This window comes from Actinacidiphila bryophytorum, assembly GCF_016916835.1.
GTDB lineage: Bacteria > Actinomycetota > Actinomycetes > Streptomycetales > Streptomycetaceae > Actinacidiphila > Actinacidiphila bryophytorum.
Genome location: NZ_JAFFIX010000060.1, coordinates 1 through 2,623, shown reverse-complemented (window position 1 = coordinate 2,623; position 2,623 = coordinate 1). Strand labels below are relative to the sequence as shown.

1 protein-coding gene is annotated in these 2,623 nt (G+C 73.0%); it reads left to right on the top strand.

Translation table 11 applies throughout. The features are described from left to right. Positions 1 to 73: 73 nt before the first annotated feature. Positions 74 to 2,623: SDR family NAD(P)-dependent oxidoreductase (locus JT723_RS34545; RefSeq protein WP_372441420.1), on the top strand; the 2,550-nt coding region annotated here is incomplete at its 3' end.

Genomic DNA, 2,623 nt, shown 5'->3' with positions numbered 1-2,623 from the left:
AGGTTCGCCCTTCCGTATCAGCAATGAGCTGCAGGACTGGGAAGCGGAAAAGGGTCGTTCACGTCTTGCCACGGTGAGTGCCTTCGGGTTCTCGGGGACGAACGCGCATGTGGTGATCGGCGAGGCACCGGACGCGGCACGGGAGCCGGTGGCATTGCCCGGCTGTCTGATCGCACTGTCGGCGGTATCGGTGCGGCAAGTCCGGGAGCAGGCGCGGGCGTTGCTGGAGTGGTGCCGGGGTGATGCGGGTCGCGAAGCGTCGTTGGGCGATGTGAGCTTCACGCTGCTGCTGGGTCGTCGGCAGGTGCGATCGCGGTGGGCGGCGGTCGTGCGCGACCGCGTCGAATTGGTGGCGGCACTGTCGGGCTGGTTGGAAGACGGCAGCGCACCGGGGGTGTTCGCCTCCGACGGAGCGGAAGCCGAGGCCGATCCGCAGCCCTTGGGTGACGACTACCTGCGGGAGTGCGCGGCGCCCTCCGGGCTCGGTGGTGCGGAGTTCCGTGAGCGGCTGTCGGCTGTCGCTGAACTCTTCGTGCAGGGGCAGGACGTGGACTTCGGTCTGCTGTTCGCGGGCGGCGGCTACCGACGGGTCCCGCTGCCGACCTACCCCTTCGACCGCCGCCGCTACTGGCCGGAGCAGGCCGATACGGCCCCGACCGGCCACGGGCGGCAGGAACTGCACCCACTCGTCCACCGCAACACCTCGACCCTGGGATCGACCCGCTTCACGACCACCCTGACCGGCGACGAGTTCTTCCTCGCCGACCACGTCATCGGTGGGCGGTCGATCCTCCCGGGTGTCGTCTCGCTCGAACTGGCCCGCGCCGCCGTGTGCCTCGCACTCGACGAGGGCGAGCAGCCCCTGCGGCTGCGCCATGTCACCTGGCTGCGCCCCGTCGTCTCCGATGCGGGACCCGCCACGTTGACGACGACGCTGTCCACGACCCCCTCCGGTGCCATCGGGTTCGCCATCCACGGCGACGACGGCGAGGTGCACTGCCAGGGCGAGGCCGAGCGCCTCACCCTCCCCGCACCCACCGCGGACCCCGCCCCGCCCGCCGGGCGACGGATCACCGCCGAGGAGAACTACGCCGCCCTGCGCGCCCGGGGCATCGAGCACGGCCCCCGGCTGCGCGCCCTGACCGACGTCCACGTCGGCGCCGACCGTGCGGTCGCCCGCCTGCTCCCGCCGCAGGACGTCGACTCCGGCGGCTACTGGCTCCACCCGAGCGTGCTGGACGCGGCGCTGCAGACCGTCGTCGCCTTCACCGCGGGCAGCGGTGCGTCGGCGTCAGCCGTGCCCTTCGCCGCCGACGAGGTCGCCGTGTTCGGGCCGTGCCCCGAGCACCCGGTCGCCGTCGCCCGGGCCACAGGACCCAGCACCTTCGACGTGGACGTGTGCGCCGAGGACGGTACGGTCCGGGTCCGGATCGCCGGGCTGACGCTGCGCGAACTCGACCGGCCCGCAACCGCCGCCGAGTTCTCCCCGCCCGCGGCCGCCGAAGGCGAGGGCGTCTTCCTGGTGCCGACCTGGACCCCCGTACCCACAGCGGAGCTGCAGGCCGCGCCCGCCGCACCCACGGGCACGGTCCTGGTCGTCGGCGAGGACGGTGCCTACCGCCGCCGTGTCCTGGCCGGGCTCCCCGGTGCCGTGGCCGCCGACTCGGCGGCGACCGCAGGCCGCGACGGTCTGGCCCACGTCCTGTGGATCGCACCGGAACCGGGGGCCGCACCGGCCGCAGAGCAGCACCAGGGCGTCATGGAGGTCCTCCGGCTGGTCAAGGCCCTGCTGGCCGCCGGGTACGGCGACCGCGAACTGCACCTGACCGTCGCCACCGTCGCGACCCAGGCCGTCACCCCTGACGAGCGCAACGCCCCCGCCCACGCCGCCGTCCACGGCCTCGTCGGCGCCCTCCACAAGGAGTACCCGCACTGGCGGGTACGCCTGCTCGACCTCCCCGCGGCCGGCCCGTGGCCCGTGGCGGACCTGCTCACCCTGCCGACGGCCGACGCCACCCTCGCGCTGCGCTCCGGGTGCTGGTACGTGCAGAGGTGGTTGCCTGCGGCGCTGCCCGCGGCGGCGGGGGGTGGTGTGCGGCGGGGCGGTGTGTACGTCGTCGTCGGTGGTGCCGGTGGTATCGGTGTCGTCTGGTCGGAGTACGTGGCCCGAGTCTACGCGGCTCAGGTGGTCTGGCTGGGCCGCCGTCCGCTGGATGCGTCGATCGAGGCGGATCTGACGCGGGTGGGCGCGGTGGGTCCGCGACCCCTGTACGTACAGACGGACGTCACCGACCCCGCTGCGGTCGAACAGGCAGCGCGCGTGGTCCGCGAACGGTTCGGTGTCGTACACGGGGTGGTGCACTCCGGGCTTGTGCTGGCCGACCGCGGCCTTGCCTCTATGACGGAGGGCGAGTTCCGCACCGCGTTGGACGTGAAGGTCGCAGGCAGCGTCCACGTCGTCGAGGCCTTCGGCGGCCCCACGCTCGAACTGGTGCTGTTCTTCTCGTCGTTGAACGCCTTCCTGCGGGCCGCGGGCCAGAGCAACTACGCGGCAGGCTGCGCCTTCCAGGACGCTTTCGCCGCCCATCTCGCCCACGACTTCCCTGGCCGGGTCCGGGTCGTC